Genomic DNA, 2634 nt, shown 5'->3' with positions numbered 1-2634 from the left:
TCTATCAGCAAAGTATCCGTATGTAAGCATACGCCACGCTGTAGAAAATAGATTAGGTCAATAATTGCGAGTGCGCGAACTAAAGCGCATGTATTAGAAAGGCCATTAAAGACGGCGCTATCGGGCTTAGACCCCGTCCGGTCCAATTTTTTTATGAATTCGGAAAAGAATGCAACAAACAGCACTGGAAGAGAGTTGACGCTAACATTGCATAATAGCAATTCCGAGCTTCTCTTCGCTAAGTTACGCTGAGATCCGCGGACCTCAGCGTAACTTAGGCCCGATTAGGCTTTATCGAGCGCCTGACTAACATCGGCAATAATGTCATCTATATGTTCAATACCAACCGAAATTCGAATTAAATCAGCACTTACTCCGGCCGAGGCCAGCTCTTTTTCATTTAACTGCCGATGAGTAGTCGAGGCGGGATGACAGGCCAAAGACTTTGCGTCACCAATATTCACCAGGCGGAGAATCATTTGCAGAGAATCAATAAACCGGGCGCAAGCGTCAATACCACCGCTTATACCAAAGCTTAAAATACCTGAGGCCTTACCGTTGGTTATTTTTTGACAGCTAGCGCGATACGGGCTATTCGCTAAGGTTGCATAATTCACCCACTCAACTTTTTCGTGTTGCTGTAGGAATTCAGCCAATTTCTCAGCATTTTCACAGTGGCGCTCCATACGCAAACCAAGCGTTTCTAGGCCTTGCAGCAGCTGAAAAGCATTCATTGGCGATAGTGCTGCGCCCATATTCCTCAGCGGTACAACGCGACACCGACCGATATAAGCAGCGGCGCCCAGGGCTTCTGTATAAACCACGCCATGATAGGAAGGGTCTGGCTCGTTTAGAATAGGAAAACGCTTTTTATTGGCTACCCAATCAAACTTACCAGAATCGACAATTGCACCGCCGATTGAGGTGCCATGGCCGCCAATGTATTTAGTGAGGGAATGCACAACAATATCTGCGCCCAGCTCAAATGGTCGGCATAAATAGGGGGTAGCAACAGTATTATCAACAATCAATGGCACGCCATGTTTATGCGCTATTTCAGCTAAGCGCACGATATCAACAACATTGCCGGCAGGGTTACCAATAGACTCACAAAATACGGCCTTGGTCTTGTCGTCTATGGCATTCTCAAAGCCGGCATAATCGTCGTGGGAGATCATTCGCGCCTCAACACCCTGACGTGGCAATGAGTGGGCAAAGAAGTTGTAAGTGCCGCCATACAGTTGGCTGGTACTCACAATATTATCGCCAACTTCACATATGCATTGAATCGCGTAAGTAATCGCAGCCATACCGGAGGCAACACACAGCGCGCCTACGCCCCCTTCCATTGCCGCAATGCGTTTTTCCAACACATCGGTAGTGGGATTCATAATCCTTGTATAAATGTTACCGGGCACTTTAAGATCAAATAAATCAGCCCCGTGCTGAGTATCATCAAAGGTATACGACGTAGTCTGATAAATGGGAACAGCTGCGGCTTTTGTCGTTGCTTCTGAGCTGTAACCCTCATGTAAGGCAATGGATTCTAGTTTCATGCTAAACCTCTATTAAGTGACCATTTTTATTAAATGAGTAATGAGTAAAACTATTCTTGACTGTAAGTAACACTGACTTCTTATCGCCACAGCATACTTTGCAAGTAATGTAAGGCTTATACCAACACCTGCCGCGTGTTAGCAATGTAATGATGAACCTTGCGTTCAACTTCAGGGTCGACCATGACATCTGGGCGACGATTGTTTGGGCATGGCATGCGCGGCGTTGTACCAAATAATCGACAAATTAAGGGACGTTCAGCGTACACCGTACAACCCTGTGGACCAAGATGTACGCATCTAAGCTCATTTAAGGCCTCGTCATGTTCCGCATCCGACTTTACCGGTAAACGAAACATTTCTTCCGAGGAGGTTGTTACCGGTCCACAACAGTCATGGCAGCCCGGCACACACTTAAAGGACGGAATATCTTCACGTAATCGCGCGATAATATCGCGGTTATTGTACATATCACATCCACCTATAGCGCATTCGTCATAATTTCTGCGTCATAGTAAACGAAGTATTTGCAAATAATTTTTAAACGCCAAACACAATGGAAAGCAACACAAAACGTTCCGCTTATAGAACGGCAATTATAACGCCGTAAAACAACACGAGAAAACCAAGCACTTCAGCCAAAATAAGCGTACACATATAAAATGCAATAATCTTAGAAGGTAAGGAGACGCTTCCGACATGAAACGGTGGCTTTAACTGGTTGTCGGTATCTTGCAATAAACCATGGATAAAATAGGTAAAAATTGCGCTAGCAAAATAAAACAAAACGGTCGCTACAGCGACGACTTCTACCGTGCTAGGAAGTTGACTCACTTCAACAAATTTAGCAAGCAGCATGGCTGCAAAAGCATAAAGCAAAGACGAGCGATGACAGATATCGACATACGGGTGGGCCTGACCATTGACCGACGCCTTAATTTGTAAGTATTTCCATATACCAGAGAGTAAGCCGGCTAGAAAAAATACACCCGCAGAGATTATCGCCACGCTTTCTGCTATTTCCATCGATCTCATTTCTCAATTTTAGATTTACACACCAGCACTAAGCTAAACGATA

At 45.1% G+C, this 2634-nt stretch carries 3 protein-coding genes; all 3 read right to left on the bottom strand.

Going from position 1 to position 2634, the window contains the following annotated elements:
* Nucleotides 1–284 precede the first annotated feature (284 nt).
* Entirely contained in the window at nucleotides 285–1556 is a 1272-nt protein-coding gene (locus ABYT30_RS18250; RefSeq protein ID WP_373097935.1) for an O-acetylhomoserine aminocarboxypropyltransferase/cysteine synthase family protein, read from the bottom strand.
* A gap of 116 nt (nucleotides 1557–1672) precedes the next feature.
* Nucleotides 1673–2026 carry a YkgJ family cysteine cluster protein gene (locus ABYT30_RS18245; protein WP_373097933.1) on the bottom strand — a complete coding sequence of 118 codons (354 nt, stop codon included), beginning with the start codon at nucleotides 2024–2026 and terminating at the stop codon, nucleotides 1673–1675.
* A gap of 112 nt (nucleotides 2027–2138) precedes the next feature.
* Nucleotides 2139–2582, bottom strand: coding sequence for a hypothetical protein (locus ABYT30_RS18240; protein WP_373083900.1), 444 nt, complete (start codon nucleotides 2580–2582; stop codon nucleotides 2139–2141).
* Between the last annotated feature and the right edge of the window lie 52 nt (nucleotides 2583–2634).

Origin of the sequence: Zhongshania sp., assembly GCF_041623545.1 — a bacterium.
In the GTDB taxonomy this organism is placed as follows: Bacteria; Pseudomonadota; Gammaproteobacteria; order Pseudomonadales; family Spongiibacteraceae; genus Spongiibacter.
This window is presented reverse-complemented; position numbering and strand designations above follow the sequence as displayed.